The following is an 18,467-nucleotide window of genomic DNA, read 5'->3' as shown; positions in this document are numbered from 1 at the left end:
ACATTGACAATTTTCGTCTCAAATCGTGATATCCGTATACACCGCATTTTTCGGATATCAGGAATGCCATAACAAGGTGCAGTAATCGATTGATTCAGGCCGTGTTCGATTGCGCGGGCTGATCACATACCCTTATGGGACCGCTCTCGTCGTGGTGATTTCTATTTTTGCCGAGTGACGCATTAACTCCCACCTTCATTAAAAGACTCACGAACCATAGTAGATTGGTCGTGAAGGTAAGTTTTTTATGAGAAAAATTCGCTTCTTAGATAAATCGGTCATTCGCCCACTATGGCAACTGTCAGAGAACACTTGCACAGCTGTCGATGTGGATGAATTGTCCATGGACAAGACCCCGCCTAAACTGAGTTATCAGGAACTGCCGCCGCCAGCCCCCAAACCGCCGCCCAGGCCCAAACGGGACGCCATGGATACGCTCATCGCCCTAGAAAACGCCTTCTTTCGTTACAAGGCGTGGCTAAATGCGCCACCGGCACCCAAACCAGCCCCGGCACCAGTTCCAGCGCCCAGGCGGTCTCACGTGAAGCCGTTTGACCTGCTTGACATTCCCGGTGCAATGGACGCAATCGGCTGGCCGGTCGCGGCTAAAATTCAACGCCGGTGGTTTGCCGGGACGCTCAATTTCGCGAATACCGATGAGGGCGCGGTACATGGCATCAATCAAAACGGTCAACCGTTCCCGTCGAGCATGATCGACACTACGACGTGCACTCTGGATTGGATTTTGCGGTTTCCTCGCGCAAAAGAGGCATTTGAACTGCTGCAAAGACCTGAATGGATGTTTAGCGGCAAGGCGATAAATGCGCTAAATAGTACGTTTCGGAAGGTGGCACCTACTAGCCAATGCTTGAGTACGTGGAAAGTATGCAGCGGGAACATCGATGAATATCACAGAAGATTTCATTTTCAACATATCACAGTTGATACCACTTTTATTAGCAAATCTAAAATGGCGATTAAAGGATCAATCGATCCGCTATGGATGGATGATTTGTATGGGGCGCTGGGGGCTTTTTCATTCTACGTTGCAGTGGATAGCTTTTCATGGTTGTTCTACCGCAACGGGCGAGCACGATTGGAAATTTATGGATTATCTATATATGCCCGCGATGTCTTCACATTCCTTGACCGCTCCGATCAAAAGGGAACCCAATATCTCCGCCATTGGAACAAAACCGGCTTCATCGTCATTCCGGAGGCAACTGTCGCTGGTGAATTGGCGAAGTCGGACGGATACATGTATCCCGTCGCCGTAAACAACTTGATCACGGAAAGGAAAGTCTACTATCCAGTTAGAAATAGAGACTATCGAAAATGGCAGATTAAACACCAGCAGGGCGGAGATTTTATTATTTATTCTGACAGGGTGAATGTTCCACTATCTAAAACTGCTGTCTTTGAGTTTGACGCATGAGGCCCCGCTGTCCTTATTTGATAGCATTTGTGCTTGCCGCTGTTGGTCTCGCATATGCTTTTGCGGCTATGCAACGGATAAATCCAAGCGAGTGCCGAAGGCGGGAGACCGAAGGCGTATCAAATAAATCTCGGCAAATGGGGGGTGCCCCGCTTTACGAGGGGCAGATTTGCGCCATCGGCATGAGACCGAAATATCTATTTAGGCTTTACGATAAGAATACTGGGAGTCTAGTAGCAGAGCGATCCTTTTATGACAACGATCCGGGAATAATATGGGGTGACCGCAAAGTTTGGTATGGAGGGGACGAGGAATTTGTCGAATTGCCCCCCACTTTTTGGGATCGCTTTACGGCGAAATTGCCGTAAATCATGATGATCGGTAGTGGCGGTAGGCGGCCACTCTTGCCATGATGCTGCCCGGCACGACCTGAAAACAAAAAACCCCGGAGATCGTTGATCTACCGGGGTTTCTGGTTCGCCGTGAATCCAGGCGAAACGAGCTTACATATTGTCGATCATCACTTGACCGAAGCCCGAGCACGACACTTGGGTCGCGCCTTCCAGCAGGCGGGCGAAGTCATAGGTGACCTTCTTCGACAGGATCGACTTCTCGATCGACGAGATGATCAGGTCAGCGGCTTCCGTCCAGCCCATGTGACGCAGCATCATTTCGGCCGACAGGATTTCCGAACCGGGGTTCACGTAGTCCTTGCCTGCGTACTTCGGAGCCGTGCCGTGGGTGGCTTCGAACATCGCCACCGAATCCGACAGGTTGGCACCCGGGGCGATACCGATGCCGCCAACTTGCGCAGCCAGGGCGTCCGAGATGTAGTCGCCGTTCAGGTTCAGCGTGGCCACCACCGAGTACTCGGCCGGACGCAGCAGGATCTGCTGCAGGAAGGCATCGGCAATTGCGTCCTTGACGATGATTTCCTTGCCCGTCTTCGGGTTCTTGAACTTGCACCACGGGCCGCCGTCGATCAGCTCGGCGCCGAATTCCTTCTGTGCCAGCGCGTAGGCCCAGTCACGGAAACCACCTTCCGTGAACTTCATGATGTTGCCCTTGTGCACGATCGTGACCGACGGCTTGTCGTTGTCGATCGCGTACTGGATGGCCTTGCGCACCAGGCGCTCCGTGCCTTCCTTCGAGACCGGCTTCACACCGATACCCGAGGTTTCCGGGAAGCGGATCTTCTTGACGCCAAATTCGTCCTGCAGAATCTTGATCAGCTTCTTGGCCTTGTCGCTTTGGGCTTCGAATTCGATACCGGCGTAGATGTCTTCCGAGTTCTCGCGGAAGATGACCATGTCGGTCTTCTCCGGCTCTTTGACCGGCGAGGGCACGCCCTTGAAGTAGCGCACCGGGCGCAGGCAGACGTACAGGTCCAGCTCTTGGCGCAGCGCCACGTTCAGCGAACGGATGCCGCCGCCCACCGGCGTCGTCAGCGGGCCCTTGATGGACACCACGTAGTCCTTCAGGACTTGCAGGGTTTCTTCCGGCAGCCACACGTCCGGGCCGTACACCTTGGTCGACTTCTCGCCGGCGTAGATTTCCATCCACGAAATCTTGCGCTCACCCTTGTAAGCCTTCTCAACCGCTGCGTCCACCACCTTGATCATCACCGGGGTGATGTCGAAGCCGGTGCCGTCACCTTCGATGTAAGGAATGATCGGGTTGTTCGGAACGTTCAGGGAGAAGTCTTGGTTGACAGTGATCTTCTCGCCGGCCGGGACCTTGATGTGTTGATACATGGACGACTCCAGTGCAGACCGCAGGTAGCGGGTGGACGGTGGGGGTTGACAGCACAGCGCGCCGCTCACGGGTTGGCCGGCGTGGCGCGCTGCAATGAACTGGCGATTCTAACGGCCTACGATGACGCTCTCACGATGCACCGCACAAAATCTCGCATCTGGCGCAAGCCGCAACTCTTATATAAGACACAAGAGTGAATTCCGCATTATGCCGGAAAATTTCACCATCCGCCATATTTCGGCCCCTGCTCCCGGGCGTTGTCAACGGCCGATCAGGTCGGCGTCGAAGGCGCGGGCGACCGGGCCGCGGACATCGCTCAAGGCAGGAACCGCATCCCGCCGGGCGCTCCAGGCATCCACCAGCCGGACCAACGCGGCACGCAGTTCGCGGGCGCTGTCAGCATCAAGCAAGCGGACCAGGCCGGCAGCGTCCACGCCCGGATGCCGGCGGACCAACCACGCAAGCGCCTGGATGTGTTCGATAAAGCGATCGTCAGCCCGGTGCAGATGGCTGAAACAAGACAGCCCCACGCGGCGATCCAGCGGTGCGCCGGAAATCGTCTGTGACACGAGCATGAAATCATCAAGTGCGGAAGCGCCGTGCGAACGGGGCCAGAAACCGGGCAAGGCCCCCAGCACAATCAACGCGCCGCAACCCAGGACGAAATCGCGGCGCCGGAGTGGGGCCGGCGGAATGGGAGAGGCGGGCTTGGTGGGGCGGAAGGATGACGGCGGGAGAGACACGGCAAGCCTTGAGCACAATCGGCTCGCATTCTCTGGGGGCAGGCGCCGCCATCCAATCAGATCGGTCCGAAATGCAGGCCCGCAGGCATCTTTCTTGCGCAGCGCAACATGCGCCACATGGCGGATCAGGCGGCGCGGAGGCTTTCGCCGGAGCCCAGAAAAAATTCGACGGAACGTGTCAACGCGCCTGTAACGGCCTGCGTTATTGCAGATGACTCATTTAGCGGGTCGTTGGTTAACTCACTGATCTATAAAAGGATTCACCATGAAGAAGCTGATCGCTGCCCTGATCGCCGGCCTGTTCGCCACCGGTGTGTTCGCTCAAGCCTCCGCTCCGGCTGCTGACGCAGCTGCTGCTCCGGCTGCTGCCGAAAAGGCTGCTCCGAAGGCCAAGAAGGCCAAGAAGCACCACCACAAGAAGGCTGCCAAGAAGGCTGCTGACGCTTCGGCTCCGGCTGCTGACGCCGCCAAGCAATAAGCTTGTGTTTCTGCCGGGCCCACGCGGCTCGGCCGATACAGAAAAAGCAGGTGCTTATGCATCTGCTTTTTTTTTCGCCCTCGCCTGCCCAACGGAAATCCCGGGCACGCATGCAGGGCTGTCAAAATAGCGCCATCAAGCTTGAGTACCTTGCCCGTTCCTCACAACAAGAAACAGGGATGGCGCAATGGAATTCCGATCGATGTTCGCTCCGGTGCGACGAAAACGCACCGTGTTCACGATGCTCTCTCTTGCCGCGCTGGCCGCTGCCGCCGTGATTGCGGGCTGCGGCGGCTCGTCGTCCGATTCGACGCCGGTGTCGACGGCCACGCCCTCGGATGCGGCCACGGCTGACGCCAACATACAGGCCGCGTGGGTGGAGATCGGCGACAGCAACCAGGCTGTCGTGCGCGCCGTCACCAGCTATACGAACAGCGCCTCGCCCGTCGACAGCTCGGTTTGCCCGCTGCTGACGGTGGACGGCACCTCCACGCGCATGACGCTGCGTGTGGCCGCCGGCACCCCCGCACAGCGCACCACGGCCAGCGCCGCCAGCGATTCGAAAGCCTCGTCCTTCCCTGTGAATGCCTGCGAAGCCACCGTGGCATCTACGGCCAAGGCCGCGTCGATCGGCTCGCGTGTGCTGCCGCTGCCCAAGGCCAACCCGCAGCGCGTGGTGATCCTTGCGGACACCGGCTGCCGCATGAAGAAGTCGAGCAACACGTTCCAGTCGTGTAACGACCCGCTGTCGTGGCCGTTTGCCAGCGCTGCCGCCACGGCCGCCAAGATGAACCCCGACCTCGTGCTGCATGTTGGCGACTATCACTACCGCGAAAACGCCTGCCCGCCCGACGTGGCCGGCTGCCAGGGCAGCCCCTGGGGCTACGGCTGGGATACGTGGCAGGCCGACCTGTTCCAGCCCGCCGCCCCGCTGATGGCCGCGGCCCCGTGGGTGCTGGTGCGCGGCAATCACGAGGAATGCGCTCGCGCCGGCCAGGGCTGGTACCGCTTCCTGGATCCGCGCCCGTATTCGGCCGACCGCTCGTGCGACAACCCGGCCAACGACACGGCTGCCAACGCGTCGGACCCGTACGCCGTCGCCCTCGGCAGCGATACGCAGGTCATCGTGTTCGATTCGGCCAAGGCTGGCACGACGGCATTGGCGACGACCGACCCGTGGTTCCAGACCTACCAGAAACAGTTCAGCACGGTGGGCACGCTGGCCGCCAAGCCGGGCGTGATGTCGATCTTTACCAATCACCACCCAATCCTGGGCTTCGTGCCCATCGCGGGCAGCACGCCGCTGGGCGGCAATGCCGCGCTGCTGTCGGTCATGAACAGCCTGAACGCCACGGCGTATTACCCGCCGGGCGTGCAGGTCGCGCTCCACGGTCACGTGCATGACTTCCAGGCCATCAACTTCACCAGCAACCACCCGGCGACCATCGTTGCAGGCAACGCCGGCGATTCGCTGGACGTGGCCCTGCCCGATCCGTTCCCGGCTGTCAGCCCGGCTTCGGGCGTGACGGTTGGCAGCATCTCGCACAACAACTCGTTCGGCTTCATGGTGATGGACCGCCAGCCCGCACCCGCCAAGGGCTGGCTGTTCAAGGCCTACACCGTAGCCGGCAAGCTGCTGACGACCTGCACGCAGAACGGCACGAGCCTGGTGTGCGACAAGACGGGTTTCGTCGCACCTTGAAGCGCCTGAGCACCGCGCTGTGGGTTGCCGCCGCACTCTTCTCGGGTGCGGCGGCGGCTGAATCGATCGGCATGACGCCCAGGCTGGACGCCGTGCCCCCGCCTGCGGAGTCGACCGCGTTCAAGCCGGACCCGAACCTCGTCGCGCTCGGTAAGCGGGTGTTTTTCGACCCGCGCCTGTCTGAGCCGCAAGGCACGTCGTGCGCGGCATGCCATGACCCGGGCCGCGCCTTCGCGCCCACGCTGAAGGGCGAGGCGCTGCGCATCGGTGTGCCGGCCGGCAGCCGCCCCGGGCACGTGGCGGCACGCAACGCGCCGTCGCTGCTGTATCTGCGCTACATCCCGCATCGCTACTTCTTCCAGGACGACGACGCGAGCTTTCCGTCGCCGTTCGGCGGCTTCTTCGCCGATGGCCGGGCAGATTCCATCCCCGAGCAGATCCGCGGCCCGTTGTTCAATCCGGATGAAATGGGCAACCGTTCAGCGCGCGACCTGCAGCGCAAGGTGGTCGGCACCGATCTGAGTCAGGCGTTGGCGAAGCAGTTCGGCGCCGATGCGGTGCATGAGCCCGAACGCCTCGTCGGCGCGTTGGGCAAGGCGCTGGAGGCGTATTTCCAGAGCGACGAATTGGCGCCGTTCACCTCCCGCTTCGACGATTTCCTGCGCAAGCGCACGCCGCTTTCCGCCGCCGAGATGCGCGGCCTCGCCCTGTTCCGCAATCCGGACAAAGGCAACTGCGCGTCGTGCCATCTGATGGTGGAATCGTCGTCGCGGCCGGAGCGATCGCTGTTTACGGATTTCGGCTACGACGCCATCGCCGTGCCGCGCAACCCGCTGCTGCCGGCCAACAAGGACCCGCGCCACTTTGACGTGGGGCTCTGCCAGACCGCCCGCACGCTGAAGTGGCCGGAGCCCGACCAATGGTGCGGCTACTTCCGCACGGCGGGCCTGCGCAACGTGGCGGTGCGCCAGACGTTCATGCACAACGGTGTTTTCCGTACGCTGCGCGACACCGTGGCGTTTTATGCCACGCGCTCGACCGACCCCGCACAGTGGTACCCCGGCGGCAAGCGTTTCAACGACGTGCCCGCCAGATACCAGGGCAACATCAACGTGAATGCCGTGCCGATGAACCGCCGCGCTGGCACCACGCCTGCGCTGACGGAAGATGAGATCGACGACATCGCGTCGTTCCTGCGCACGCTCACCGATGCGCGTTATGTGGCGCTGATGCCCGATCCTGCGGCCGACAAGGCGCGCTCTGTGCATACGCCCAAGACAGGAGCCAAAACGGTTGCCGTCGAGCACCAAGCCGCCCCCGGCCCGAATACGCGGTAACAACTTCGTCGCCCGGCCAGCGGCTGTCTGATTGACGGCGGCTGGCCGAGTGCCGATCATGGAGCGTTTCTTTTCCGACCCGTTCGCGCCATGACCACCCTGTCCCGCTTCTTTGCCGCTCTGTCGCTGGCCGTTGCCGCCACCGGTGCGCTCGCCCAGACGCCCACCGCCCCCAATACCGGCCTGCCCGTGGTCGACCTGACCATCGGCATGTACAAGGTCAAAGCCGAAGTAGCGGCCACCCCGCAAACGCGCGAGACCGGCCTGATGTTCCGCAAGACCATGCCCGACACCGCCGGCATGCTGTTCGTGTTTGATGAATCCGCGGGCCACTGCTTCTGGATGAAGAACACCGACCTGCCGCTGTCCATCGCCTTCATCACCGACGACGGCACCATCTCCGACATTGCCGAGATGAAGCCGCAGACCGAAGACAACCACTGCCCCACCCGGGCAGGCAGCTACGCGCTGGAAATGAACAAAGGCTGGTTTGCACGCAAGGGCGTCAAGCCCGGCATGAAGGTGGGCGGGCTGCCCCGCTAAAACAGGCACGCAGACAACAGCAGAGAGGAGACCGCCGCATGCACGCTTTCGACAACAACCGTCGCCGCTGGATGCGGCAGGCCGGCGCGCTGGCCGTGGGTGCGGGCGCGGCGTCCGCAAGTTTGCCGTTGAGCGCTTTGGCTGCCGATGCGCCCAAGAAGGGCACGCGGTTGATCCTGCTGGGCACGGCGGGCGGGCCGACGCCCAAGAAGAATCGCTCGGCCCCGGCGCAGGTGATCGTCATCAACGGCGTATCGTACGTGGTCGATTGCGGGAACGGTGTCGCACGCCAATACGTGACGGCGGGCCTCAAGCTCAAGGACATCCGCCACGTCTTCCTCACGCATCAGCACTCCGACCACAACGCAGACTACGGCACGCTGATGCTGCTGGCGTGGGCCACCGACCTGACCGGCCCCGTCGATGCGTGGGGCCCGCCCCCGCTGGCCGCGATGACGACCAAGTTCCTTGAGCTGTACGACTACGACATCCGCACCCGCATTGCCGACGAAGGTCGCCCGCCGCTGGCGCCGATGCTTCATCCGCACGAGCTGACCGAAGGCGGACTGGTCATGCAGGATGCCAACGTGAAGGTGACGAGCGCGCTGGTCAAGCACCCGCCGGTGTCGCCGGCATTTGCGTTTCGCTTCGATTCGGCAGACCGCTCCATCGTCATCTCCGGCGATACGGCGCCGAGCGAAAACCTCGTGCGCCTGGCGTACGGCGCCGACGTGCTCGTCCATGAGGTGATGCATCTGCCGTCGCTGGATAAGCTGCTGTCTACCGAGCCCAACGCCAAGACGCTGCGCGAGCATCTGCTGGCGAGCCACACCTCCACCGAAGAGGTCGGCCGCATTGCCACCGAGGCCAAGGTGAAGACGCTGGTGCTGTCGCACTTCGTGCCCGGGGGCTATCCGTTCCTGGAAGATTCAGTCTGGCTCGATGCCGTGCGCCCCCACTTCAAGGGCGAGATCATCGTCGGGCACGATCTGCAGGAAATTTAAGGCCGGCCGCTGGTCGCTTCGCTGCAATCGCGGTAGAGCTGATTGCGGCTGCCGGGCAGGGTCTCGTCGGCGAGGAAGCCGGTGGGGCCCTTCGTCCACCACACATACTGGCCCGACGCATAGCGCGCCCCCGAAGCGGCCATCACGTTGGCAAACACCAGTGTCTTGCCGTTAAGTGTCATGGCCGCCAGCGGGGTATCGCCCACGGTCATGTATTTCACGAGGAGCGTCTTGCCGCCCTCGCACGTGTAGCGCACGTCGTGCGGGTCCTTGATCGGCAGCGCGGAATACGCACGCGCCTGATCGATCGCCTTGTTGAGGCCGGCCTTGGCAAAGTCGAGCGCCGTGTTCAGATCGTCGGACGACATGCCGGGCACCGGCGACTGCTGCGCGGTGGCGACGCCGCTGAAGACGCCGGCGCCCAGCGCCAGCCCAAACATCACTGCAGTTGCAAAACGACGCATGGATCCGTCTCCTGGAAATGGTCAGTGCAAGCCGGTTAGTCTGCCGCGTCGCTGTCAGGTTCGGTGGGCTTGAGCACAAATGCGGTCGGTTCGACGCGCTGCGGGAGTTCATCGGACAGCGCGCGCGCGGCCTCGGCAAAACACTGCACCAGGCTATCCGCCAGCGATGACGGTGCGTGATGCTCGGCACGCATGGCGCGCACGTCAAACGTCTGCGCCGGCTCCAGCGCGAACAGCGCGATGCGCTCCATGCTGCCGGTGGCGGCAGTGAACTGATCAAGCATCGTCACGCCGAGCGACTCCTCTACCAGCGATCGCGCCAGCGAATACGTCTGCACTTCCAGCGTCGACTGCGGCGCCAGACCGCCGCGCGCCAGCGTCTGCCCGACCAGCGAGCCGAGCGAGATCTGGTCTTCCAGTCCGATGAACGGCTTCTCGGCAACGAGCTTGTGCAGCGCGCGGCCATCCGTCGTGTCCCCCACCCAGGCGCGCGGCGCGGCCAGCAGGATGCGGCCCTGCGCGACCGGCGTGGTGCTGATGGCCGGATGCACGGGCGGCGCAAAGGCGAAGCCGACGTCGATGTCCTGCGCGAGCAAGCCCTGCACGATCTCGGCCGTGTGATGCGTAAACACGCGCACCAGCGTATCGGGATGGCGCTGAGAGAAACGCCGCACGGCAGGCGCCAGGATGCTCGGGGCCAAGCTGGGCGTTGCCGCCACGCGCAAGCGCCCCGCCCCCTTGTGGCGCAGATTGGCCGACACGCGCCGCACGCGCTCGACCTCCTGGTACAGCCGCTCGACTTCGCTGAACAATTCGAACGCCTCGGCGGTGGGCTGCAGGCGCCCTTTGGTGCGGTCGAACAGGCGGAAGCCGAGTTGCAGTTCGGTGTGCTGCAACACGCGTGTCACCACGGGTTGCGACACGTTGAGCATGCGCGCCGCCTCGCTGACGGTCCCGACCAGCATCACGGCGCGGAAGACTTCAATCTGGCGCAGACGCATGGCCGCCGGTCCTCACAATCCGAATTGGGAAGCGCCGATTGTGACATCCAGCGCCGGTCTTCGGCTAGGCAGGGGCCGGTGTGGCGGAAACGCCCTCTGCTTCCAGCGCATCCAGAAACACGCGCACCTTGCGCGGCACCAGCTTGCGCGCAGGCATCAGCGCATAGACGCGCAGCGCGGTCAGTTCGAAATCGGGCAGCACGCGCACGAGCCGACCGGCCGCGACTTCCGTATCACCCACGGAGCGCGCCATGCGCGCCACACCCAGGCCACGCACGGCGGCCCGGGCGCGCATTTCGGCATTCAAGGTCTGCAGGCGCGGCTGGATCGGGACTTCGATTGGCTCCATTGCGGGCTGGCCGACGGGGCGGAAGGCCCAGCTTGCGTCGTCGGGGCCGGACAGGCAGGGCCAGCCGGCCAGATCGGCGGGTGTCTTGAGCGGCGGGCGTTCCGCCAACATGGCCGGCGACGCATACAAACCGCGCGGGATCAGCACCACACGACGCGCCACGAGCGACGAATCCGGCAGCATCTGGTCGACCATCACGAAGACGATGTCGTAGCCGCTAGCCAGCAGGTCGGGCTGCTCCCACGAGATGTGCACCTGGATTTGCAGATGCGGATACTTCTCGAGCGTACGGCACACCGGTTCAGTCAGGTGCTGCGCACCGACTTCGTACGGCGCGGCGATGCGCAGCGTGCCGGCCACGGTTTCGCTGGCTGCTGTGGTGTCGGCGTGCACTTCGCGCAGGCGTTCGAACAACGGCGCGATGTCGTCGTAGAACTGCGAGCCCGCTTCGGTCAGCCGCAACTGGCGCGTCGTGCGCGTCATGAGCCGCACGCCCAGCGCTGCTTCCAGCCTTGATACGGCGGCGCTGGCGGTCGATTTGGGAATGCCCAGCGCCTCGGCGGCGGCGGTGAAGCTGCCGGCCTCCACCACGCGGCAGAAGGTTTCCCAGTCGTTCCACTCCATTGTTCGCATGACTGGACAGTGTTCCTAGAGTTGGCCGTTTATCCGGCTGGCGGGCAAGTTTATGCTCGGGCACATGTCGCTGCAAATCCTCAAACCCGCGTCACTGCGGGCGTTCCCCCACTTCTCTTCTGCACGCGTCCACGCTTTTGGGCTGGCGCTGGGCCTCTCCACAGGCCTCGATTTTGTCTCGTCGCAGATGTTCGCCGTGGCGGGCCAGCACATCCAGGGCGGTGTGCATGCGAGTCCCGAGGCGTATCTGTACGCCGTCACAGCGTATGCCGTGGCGGCCGTGGTCGCCAACCTCGCCATTGGCCGCATTGCGGCGCACGTTGGCTACCGGACGTACTCGCTGGTGGGCATCGTGCTGTTCGCCATCGGCTGCATGGTGTGTGCGCAATCCAACAATATCGGCGAACTCGTCATCGGGCGGACCATCCAGGGCCTGGGCGCGGGCGGCTTGTTTTCGGCGTCGCGCATCCTGGTGCAACTCACAGCCGAGCCCGACGAGCGCATTCCACCGATGCTGATGTTCAGCGTCGGCCTGTTCGGACTGACCACGCTTGCGCCGTGGATCTGCGCCGAGGTGCTGGAGTACAGCGAATGGCGCGTGATTTTTTGGATCGAACTGGCGCTTGCCGGTGTGGCCTGGATGGCGATGTTCTTCCTGCCGCCCGAGCACCATCAACCGCGCACACGCGCCGCACGCCGCCCCGATGAAGCGCCGCCCGAAGACAGCCAGTGGGATTGGGTTGGCGTGGGCGCCATGGCCATCGGCGCGCTGTCGTTCCTGATGGGCCTGTCGGAGCTGCGCTACAGCCGCCTGACGGCCTCGCCGTTGATTCCGCTGTTGTTGCTGGGCGGTACGGCTTCGCTGCTGCTGGCCATCCATCGCCTGCGCACGCACCCCGATCCGTGGCTCGATCTCTCGCGCCTGAATGGTCGCCGTTACCTGTGGGGCATCGGCTTCTACGGCGTCTATTACCTGATGAGCGGGTACTGGTCGTACCTGTTTCCGGCGGTGTCGCAAGGCGGCCTGGGCTTCACGTTCCGCACCACCACGCTGTTCTTGATGATCAGCGGGGCAGTGTCGACGGTGGTGGCCGTCGTTATGACGATTTGGTTGCCGTTCTTCTTCCGCAAGCGCCGCTTCATCGCCATCGGCTTTGCCGTGTATGCGGCAGCGGCGCTGCTGCTGGCGACAAGCCTGATGCCGGGCGCGCCCGACTATGCGTTCTTCCCCGTGTCGATTCTGGAAGGCATCACGCCGGGCGCAGTGATGATTCAGGTCGCGATGATGACCTACCTCGATCTGGACCGAGAAGACTTCGCCCACGGCTACCAGATGAAGAACATCGCGCGCCAGTTTGCGACGGCGGTTGGCACAGGCTTGGCGGCTGTGTCGCTGCAGACGCAGCAGGCCGAATCGCGCTCGCTGATCGTCGCGCATGTCACGCGCTTCACGGCAGACCTGCAGGCCGCCAACCCGCTCACGCCGGAGCGCCTGGCGAGCCTGTCCGCCGAAATTGATCGGCAAGCCACGCTGCTGGCAGGCACGCAGCTCTTCAGTTGGTTTGCCGTGGCATGCGGTGTGTTTGCCGTACTAGTGCTGGTGCAGCGGTCGTTGCGTTGAGCGCGCGCACTACGACTTCTGCACCGCGTACTTGCCCGGCCCCACAGCAGCCAACAGAAACAGCCCGCCCATGATGCTCAGGTTCTTGTAGAACTGGATCTTGTTGGCGGCCTCCATGGCGCCTTGCATATCCCAGTAGGAATGGGCGATGAACGACGTGCCGAGCACGAACAGCGCCATCAGAATGGCCAGCGGCCGCGTCCACAGCCCGATGAGCAAGGCAATACCGACGCCGAACTCCATGACGACGGCCACCGCAGCGGCCACCATCGGCATGGGGGCGCCCGTGCTGGCCATGTAGCCGACCGTGCCCTGGAAACCGGTCAGCTTGCCCCATCCGGACATCACGAACAGCACCATCATCAGAATGCGAGCGAGCAGGATCAACTCGTCGCGCCAGCGTTGAATGATTGCGTCCATCGCGGTCTCCGGAGCCTGTCTGGGTGCATCCAGTCTAGGCGCTGGAATTGCCAAGTGTGGTTTCGAGCGCATCGAGTACCGCCTGAATCACACCGTGCCGCACGTGTTCTTTCCGCTCGATCATCCCGACAGCGCGCACCGGCGTCTGCGGCGGCATGGGCAGCACGCGCAGGGCGGGGTCGCTCTCCCAGCTTGCGCGGCGCAGGCGCGGCACCAGCGTCACACCCACCTGCTGGCGCACCAGCTCGACAATCGCCTCGATTGAATTGACCTCGATGAATTCGTTGACCGCCATGTGCGTCTTCCGCAGGGCCCGGTCGATGAGCGCCCCCGTGCGCACCGCGCGGTCGAAACGCAGGAATGGATGGGTGCGCAGGACTTCTTCGGCGCGGCCGCGCGTATGACGGCCCGCCACCACCACCAGCGGTTCGGTATAGAGCGGATGCCACGCGAGGTTGGCCGGCAGGCGCTCCAGGTGTTCGACCACCAGCGCGCCATCCAGCTCGCCCGCTTCCACCTGCTCGGCCAGCTCGCCCGATTTGCCGGTGATGAGCTTGACGTCCAGCCCCTTGTGCACCTGCTTGAGCCCCGCCACCGCATGTGCCAGCGACCCCATCACCGACACCACTGCGCCAATCGCCACGGCGCCGGACAGCTCCGTCTGCGGTTCGTCTCCGACACGCATGGCGTCGTACAGCGCCAGCAGGTGCTCGGCTTGCGGCAGCAGCGCGCGGCCATGCGCATTCAGTGTGACGGTGCGCCCCGACCGGTCGAACAGATCGCGGCGCAGTTCGGTTTCGAGCGCACGCATCTGCAGGCTCACTGCGGCCTGCGTCAGCGCAACGCGCTCGGCGGCGGCGGCAAACGAGCCATGGCGTGCCACGGCAACAAAGGTGCGGAGGAAGCGGACGGTACTCACGGCAAGGCGCGGCGGATTCTCAAGTTTTTCTTAAGCTGAATCCAATGAATTTTAACTTTATTAAATCCAGAGCACCGCAAATAATCATTCGTCAAACATTCCTGCTTATTCCCACTTAAGTCCCATGCCCCACCAGTTCGATTGGCAAAACCCGTATCCCACCGTCCGCATTCCGCTGTTTGCGCGCAACGTTGTGTCCACGTCTCACCCGCTGGCGGCCCAGGCCGGACTGCGCATGCTGCTAGCGGGCGGCAGCGCCGTGGATGCGGCCATCGCGGCGGCGGCCATGCTCACCGTGGTCGAGCCCGTCTCGTGCGGCCTCGGCAGCGATGCATTCGCCATCTTGTGGGACGGCAAGGAACTGCACGGGTTGAACGCCTCCGGCACCGCGCCGCAGGCCTGGAACCTCGACTACTTCCGCAACAAGTACGGCGAGGACGCCAACGGCAACCCCAAGCGCCCCATGCGCGGCTGGGACGCGGTGACCGTGCCCGGCGCCATCTCCGCCTGGGCTGCGTTGCACGAGCGCTTCGGCAAGCTGCCGTTTGCGGATGTGCTGGAACCGGCCGCCGAGATTGCCGAGCGTGGCCACACCATCGCGCCCATCGTCGCGCACAAGTGGGCAGCGGCCATCCCCGAACTGCACAACCAGCCCGGCTACGCGCAGGCCTTCATGCCGCACGGCCGTGCGCCGGAAGTCGGCGAGAAGTTCAAGCTGCCCGACGCCGCCGCCACGCTGCGCCGCCTGGGCCAGACCAACGGCCGCGATTTCTACGAAGGCGAACTTGCGGAACGCATTGCCGCGTACTCGCGCGAATGCGGCGGCGGCATGACCGCACAAGACCTGCGCGACTATCGCCCCGAATGGGTCAAGCCGATCACCAAGCGCTACCGCGGCTACGACCTGCACGAGATCCCGCCGAACGGCCAAGGTATCGCTGCGCTCATCGCCCTGGGCATTCTCGACCGCTTCGACCTCGGCGCCCTGCCCGTCGACTCGGCCGACTCGCAGCATCTGCAGATTGAAGCGATGAAGCTGGCGTTTGCCGATCTCTACAAATACGTGGCCGACCCGCGCTCGATGGAGGTCACGCCCGAGCAGATGCTCGACGACGCTTACCTCGATGCACGCGCCAAGCTCATCGACATGGGCCGCGCGCAGATGCCGACCTTCGGCATGCCGCGCGCCGGGGGCACGGTGTACCTGACGGCCGCCGACGAGAACGGCATGATGGTCTCGTTCATCCAATCCAACTACATGGGTTTCGGCTCCGGCGTGGTGGTGCCCGGCACCGGCATCAGCCTGCAGAACCGCGGCTTCGGTTTTTCGATGGACGCGCGTTCGGCCAATGTGGTGGAAGGCGGCAAGCGGCCGTTCCACACCATCATTCCGGCGTTCCTGACCAAGGACGGCCAGCCGCAGATGAGCTTTGGCGTGATGGGCGGCGACATGCAACCGCAAGGCCATCTGCAGACGCTCGTGCGCATGCTCGATTACAAGCAGCAACCGCAGGCCGCGTGCGACGCACCACGCTGGAAGGTCAACCGCGATTTCACGCTCGACGTGGAAGGCACGATGAACGCCAAGACCGTCGCTGCGCTGGAAGCGCGCGGGCACAAGCTCGAATCGGTGGCGGATCCGTACATGGATTTCGGCTCCGGCCAGTTCATCTGGCGCCTGTCGGACGACGCCGACCACGGCTACGTGGCTGCCAGCGACAGCCGCCGCGACGGCCACGCGGTGGGTTTCTAAAGAAAGCCCCTGCACGAGCGCGCTGACCCGTCGGACCGGGCGGGCAACGCGCTGCAGTTCCCATAAAAACGATCCCGGCCGGCACCAAAGGAACCCTGATCATGACCGCCCCCTCTGCGGCAGGCACTGCTGCGCCTGCTCGGCCCGCAACAACGAGTGCAGCGCATGCACGCCGCATCGTCGTTTCGTCGTCGATCGGCAATGCGCTGGAGTGGTACGACTTTCTCGTCTACGGCTTCTTCGCATCCATCATCGGCAAACTGTTCTTCCCAGCCGATGACGAATGGGTGTCGCTGCTGTTTGCGGTGGGCAGCTTTGGCGTGTCGTTCATCACGCGGCCGGTGGGCGCGATCGTGCTGGGCATGTATGCCGACAGGAAGGGGCGCAAGGCGGCACTGACGCTGTCGATCCTGCTGATGATCGTCGGCACATTGGTGATTGCCGTGATGCCGAGCTACCAGCAGATCGGCATCGTGGCGCCCATCACCATCCTGCTTGCACGCTTGGTCCAAGGCTTTGCGGTGGGTGGTGAATTCGGCAGCGCGACGGCCTTCATGGTGGAGCACAGCACGCGCGGGCGCGGCTACTACGCAAGCTGGCAATTCGCCAGCCAGGGCATTGCGACCATTCTGGCGGCGGGGCTTGGAGCGCTGCTCACCGCGTCGCTCACGCCGGCGGATCTGGAAGGCTGGGGCTGGCGGCTGCCGTTCATCTTTGGTCTGCTGGTCGGCCCGGTGGGTTTCTACATCCGCCGCCATCTGGATGAGACGCCCGAGTTCGTTGCCGAACAGAAGAAGACAACGGTCGACCCGCAAGCTTCATTCAAAGCGCAATGGACGAACCTGCTGCTGGCGGTGGGAGTGGTGGCGCAGTCGACCGTGTCGGTGTACGTGCTGCAGCTCTACATGCCCACGTATGCCGTCAAGCAGCTGCATCTGCCGGCGGCGCAGTCGTTTGCGGTGGTGGTGCTCAACGGCGGGCTGCAGTTTCTGCTCTCACCGGTGATGGGCGCGCTGTCGGATCGCATCGGCCGCATCCGCATCATGCTCACCACGTCGGTGCTGATGATCCTGCTGATCTACCCGATGTTTGCGCTGTTGCGCGCGTATCCGACCATCGGTGCGCTGCTGGCGCTGCAAGCCGTGTCGGGCATCTTCAAGGCCGCGTATTCGGGCCCGATGCCGGCACTGATGTCGGAGATCTTTCCCACGCGCGTGCGCTCGACCGGCCTGTCGCTCGGCTACAGCCTGGGCGTGACACTGTTCGGTGGGTTCGCGCCGTTCATCGTCACGTGGCTGATCCACGCGACGGGCGATACGCTGGCACCGAGCTACTACGTGCTGACCGCCGCCGTGGTGAGCGGCATCTCGCTGACGATCATCGCGCTGCGTCGTCGCAGGCACGCGCACGCGGGCTGAGCGCGCATTCGGCTGGATGCAGGAAGCCGATCAGGCGCCCTTGTACCAGGCCGCGTTGAATGGCGCGCCATGGCGCATGTAACGCGTGCCGCGATGATGACGGCGCACGTTGGCAGGTGCCGGCGCGTCGTTGTCTTCCAGCGTCTCGCGTTCGGCCACGGTGCGGGCGCGCGGCTGCTGCACTTGCGAGTACACACGTTGTTCCATCCGGTCACGTGCTGCCGCAACGCGGTCGGGCGATGCGGGTTGCGTGGCAGCTTCCGCGGGCGCCGGAGCAGCGGCCGACGCCGGCGTGGCTGCGTTGGCAGGCCCGGCGGCCATGGCAACACTCATCGCATCACCGGCCTGGGCGGCCGTCGGCGTGTGGCCGGCAAGGCTCTTCACCCAGGGAGCGTGATACATCCCAACGTAGATGGCCCCCGTCACGGCAATCAACGCAGCTGCAACACTGCTGAATGCACCGCCGACCACGGCACCCGACACGCGCTCCCACCAGGGCTTGCGCGCTGCGGCGGCCTGCTCCACGTCCGACACCTCGGTCGGATCAACATGGGTGGCAGCCAGATGCGACGACTCTGCGGCGTCTGGTGGTTGAGCGGTGATCGAAGCAGGCAAGCGCATGGTGAGAACTCGAGATCATGGATCGGCAGCGTGACCTTCTGCCGAACGTTATTCGGGAACCGCCCCATGCCACCTGTGTGACAGCCGGACGGAGGATGAGCAGCCTTGGTTAGCAAGTTTCCTGCCGGGCTTTGTGCAATGCCGCAAATCGCCGCCAGCCCTTGTCAATGCTTGCACCGGCTCTGCGTGCAGACGATTCGGCAGCGCCGCGGCATGCCCGTACGTACCCACAGCAGGTAGACTTTGCAAAGTTTACCGGGTGTGACGCCCG

17 protein-coding genes are annotated in these 18,467 nt (G+C 63.5%); 9 read left to right on the top strand and 8 right to left on the bottom strand.

The genetic code is table 11. The features are described 5' to 3' along the window. Positions 1–343 precede the first annotated feature (343 nt). Entirely contained in the window at positions 344–1,435 is a 1,092-nt protein-coding gene (locus ACTJK4_RS07345) for a DUF6402 family protein (protein WP_440817164.1), read from the top strand. 503 nt (positions 1,436–1,938) lie between these two features. Here the strand turns inward: ACTJK4_RS07345 and icd are convergent. Both icd and ACTJK4_RS07335 read right to left on the bottom strand, forming a co-directional pair. After that, positions 1,939–3,189, bottom strand: a complete 1,251-nt coding sequence (gene icd / locus ACTJK4_RS07340) for an NADP-dependent isocitrate dehydrogenase (protein WP_260802034.1) — start codon at positions 3,187–3,189, stop codon at positions 1,939–1,941. A 261-nt stretch (positions 3,190–3,450) separates the two neighbouring features. Continuing rightward, entirely contained in the window at positions 3,451–3,828 is a 378-nt protein-coding gene (locus ACTJK4_RS07335; RefSeq protein WP_232043043.1) for a sorbitol dehydrogenase family protein, read from the bottom strand. 370 nt (positions 3,829–4,198) lie between these two features. Between ACTJK4_RS07335 and ACTJK4_RS07330 the strand changes: the two genes are divergently transcribed. The 5 genes from ACTJK4_RS07330 to ACTJK4_RS07310 all read left to right on the top strand — a co-directional run bounded on the left by ACTJK4_RS07330 (position 4,199) and on the right by ACTJK4_RS07310 (position 8,997). Next, entirely contained in the window at positions 4,199–4,411 is a 213-nt protein-coding gene (locus ACTJK4_RS07330) for a hypothetical protein (protein ID WP_004631913.1), read from the top strand. Positions 4,412–4,598: 187 nt separating this feature from the next. Further along, the gene (locus ACTJK4_RS07325) at positions 4,599–6,113 is read left to right on the top strand and encodes a metallophosphoesterase (RefSeq protein ID WP_343621371.1); all 1,515 of its coding nucleotides are present in this window, start codon (positions 4,599–4,601) and stop codon (positions 6,111–6,113) included. After that, the gene (locus ACTJK4_RS07320; protein ID WP_440817161.1) at positions 6,110–7,450 is read left to right on the top strand and encodes a cytochrome-c peroxidase; all 1,341 of its coding nucleotides are present in this window, start codon (positions 6,110–6,112) and stop codon (positions 7,448–7,450) included. The genes ACTJK4_RS07325 and ACTJK4_RS07320 overlap by 4 nt, the downstream gene beginning before the upstream one ends. 90 nt (positions 7,451–7,540) lie before the next feature. Beyond that, positions 7,541–7,993 (top strand): DUF192 domain-containing protein, encoded by a 453-nt coding sequence (locus ACTJK4_RS07315; protein ID WP_322017477.1) that lies wholly within the window; start codon positions 7,541–7,543, stop codon positions 7,991–7,993. Between the two features lie 38 nt (positions 7,994–8,031). Beyond that, the gene (locus ACTJK4_RS07310; protein ID WP_440817158.1) at positions 8,032–8,997 is read left to right on the top strand and encodes an MBL fold metallo-hydrolase; all 966 of its coding nucleotides are present in this window, start codon (positions 8,032–8,034) and stop codon (positions 8,995–8,997) included. Here ACTJK4_RS07310 and ACTJK4_RS07305 read toward each other — a convergent pair. The 3 genes from ACTJK4_RS07305 to ACTJK4_RS07295 form a co-directional block, all read right to left on the bottom strand. Next, positions 8,994–9,461 (bottom strand): MliC family protein, encoded by a 468-nt coding sequence (locus ACTJK4_RS07305; protein ID WP_045202750.1) that lies wholly within the window; start codon positions 9,459–9,461, stop codon positions 8,994–8,996. The genes ACTJK4_RS07310 and ACTJK4_RS07305 overlap by 4 nt on opposite strands. Before the next feature lie 35 nt (positions 9,462–9,496). Beyond that, positions 9,497–10,462, bottom strand: coding sequence for a LysR family transcriptional regulator (locus ACTJK4_RS07300; RefSeq protein ID WP_440817156.1), 966 nt, complete (start codon positions 10,460–10,462; stop codon positions 9,497–9,499). Between the two features lie 64 nt (positions 10,463–10,526). Continuing rightward, positions 10,527–11,435: a LysR family transcriptional regulator gene (locus tag ACTJK4_RS07295; RefSeq protein WP_232043044.1), complete on the bottom strand. Its 909-nt coding sequence runs from the start codon at positions 11,433–11,435 to the stop codon at positions 10,527–10,529. A 73-nt stretch (positions 11,436–11,508) separates the two neighbouring features. Between ACTJK4_RS07295 and ACTJK4_RS07290 the strand changes: the two genes are divergently transcribed. Then, positions 11,509–13,065, top strand: coding sequence for an MFS transporter (locus tag ACTJK4_RS07290; protein ID WP_440817153.1), 1,557 nt, complete (start codon positions 11,509–11,511; stop codon positions 13,063–13,065). Positions 13,066–13,074: 9 nt separating this feature from the next. Here the strand turns inward: ACTJK4_RS07290 and ACTJK4_RS07285 are convergent, their stop codons facing one another. After that, positions 13,075–13,485, bottom strand: coding sequence for a DoxX family protein (locus ACTJK4_RS07285; RefSeq protein WP_232040826.1), 411 nt, complete (start codon positions 13,483–13,485; stop codon positions 13,075–13,077). Positions 13,486–13,519: 34 nt separating this feature from the next. Beyond that, positions 13,520–14,404 (bottom strand): LysR family transcriptional regulator, encoded by an 885-nt coding sequence (locus ACTJK4_RS07280; protein WP_260802042.1) that lies wholly within the window; start codon positions 14,402–14,404, stop codon positions 13,520–13,522. A 124-nt stretch (positions 14,405–14,528) separates the two neighbouring features. Here ACTJK4_RS07280 and ACTJK4_RS07275 point away from each other — a divergent pair, with 124 nt between their 5' ends. Both ACTJK4_RS07275 and ACTJK4_RS07270 read left to right on the top strand, forming a co-directional pair. Then, positions 14,529–16,157, top strand: coding sequence for a gamma-glutamyltransferase family protein (locus ACTJK4_RS07275; protein ID WP_440817149.1), 1,629 nt, complete (start codon positions 14,529–14,531; stop codon positions 16,155–16,157). Positions 16,158–16,258: 101 nt separating this feature from the next. Then, positions 16,259–17,575 (top strand): MFS transporter, encoded by a 1,317-nt coding sequence (locus ACTJK4_RS07270; protein ID WP_440076185.1) that lies wholly within the window; start codon positions 16,259–16,261, stop codon positions 17,573–17,575. 30 nt (positions 17,576–17,605) lie between these two features. Here ACTJK4_RS07270 and ACTJK4_RS07265 read toward each other — a convergent pair whose 3' ends face one another. Then, a complete protein-coding gene (locus ACTJK4_RS07265; protein WP_440817146.1) occupies positions 17,606–18,196 on the bottom strand; it encodes a hypothetical protein in 591 nt (196 codons plus the stop codon). Between the last annotated feature and the right edge of the window lie 271 nt (positions 18,197–18,467).

The sequence above is a fragment of the Ralstonia sp. 22111 genome (assembly GCF_052045895.1).
Classification (GTDB): Bacteria; Pseudomonadota; Gammaproteobacteria; order Burkholderiales; family Burkholderiaceae; genus Ralstonia; species Ralstonia wenshanensis.
This window is presented reverse-complemented; position numbering and strand designations above follow the sequence as displayed.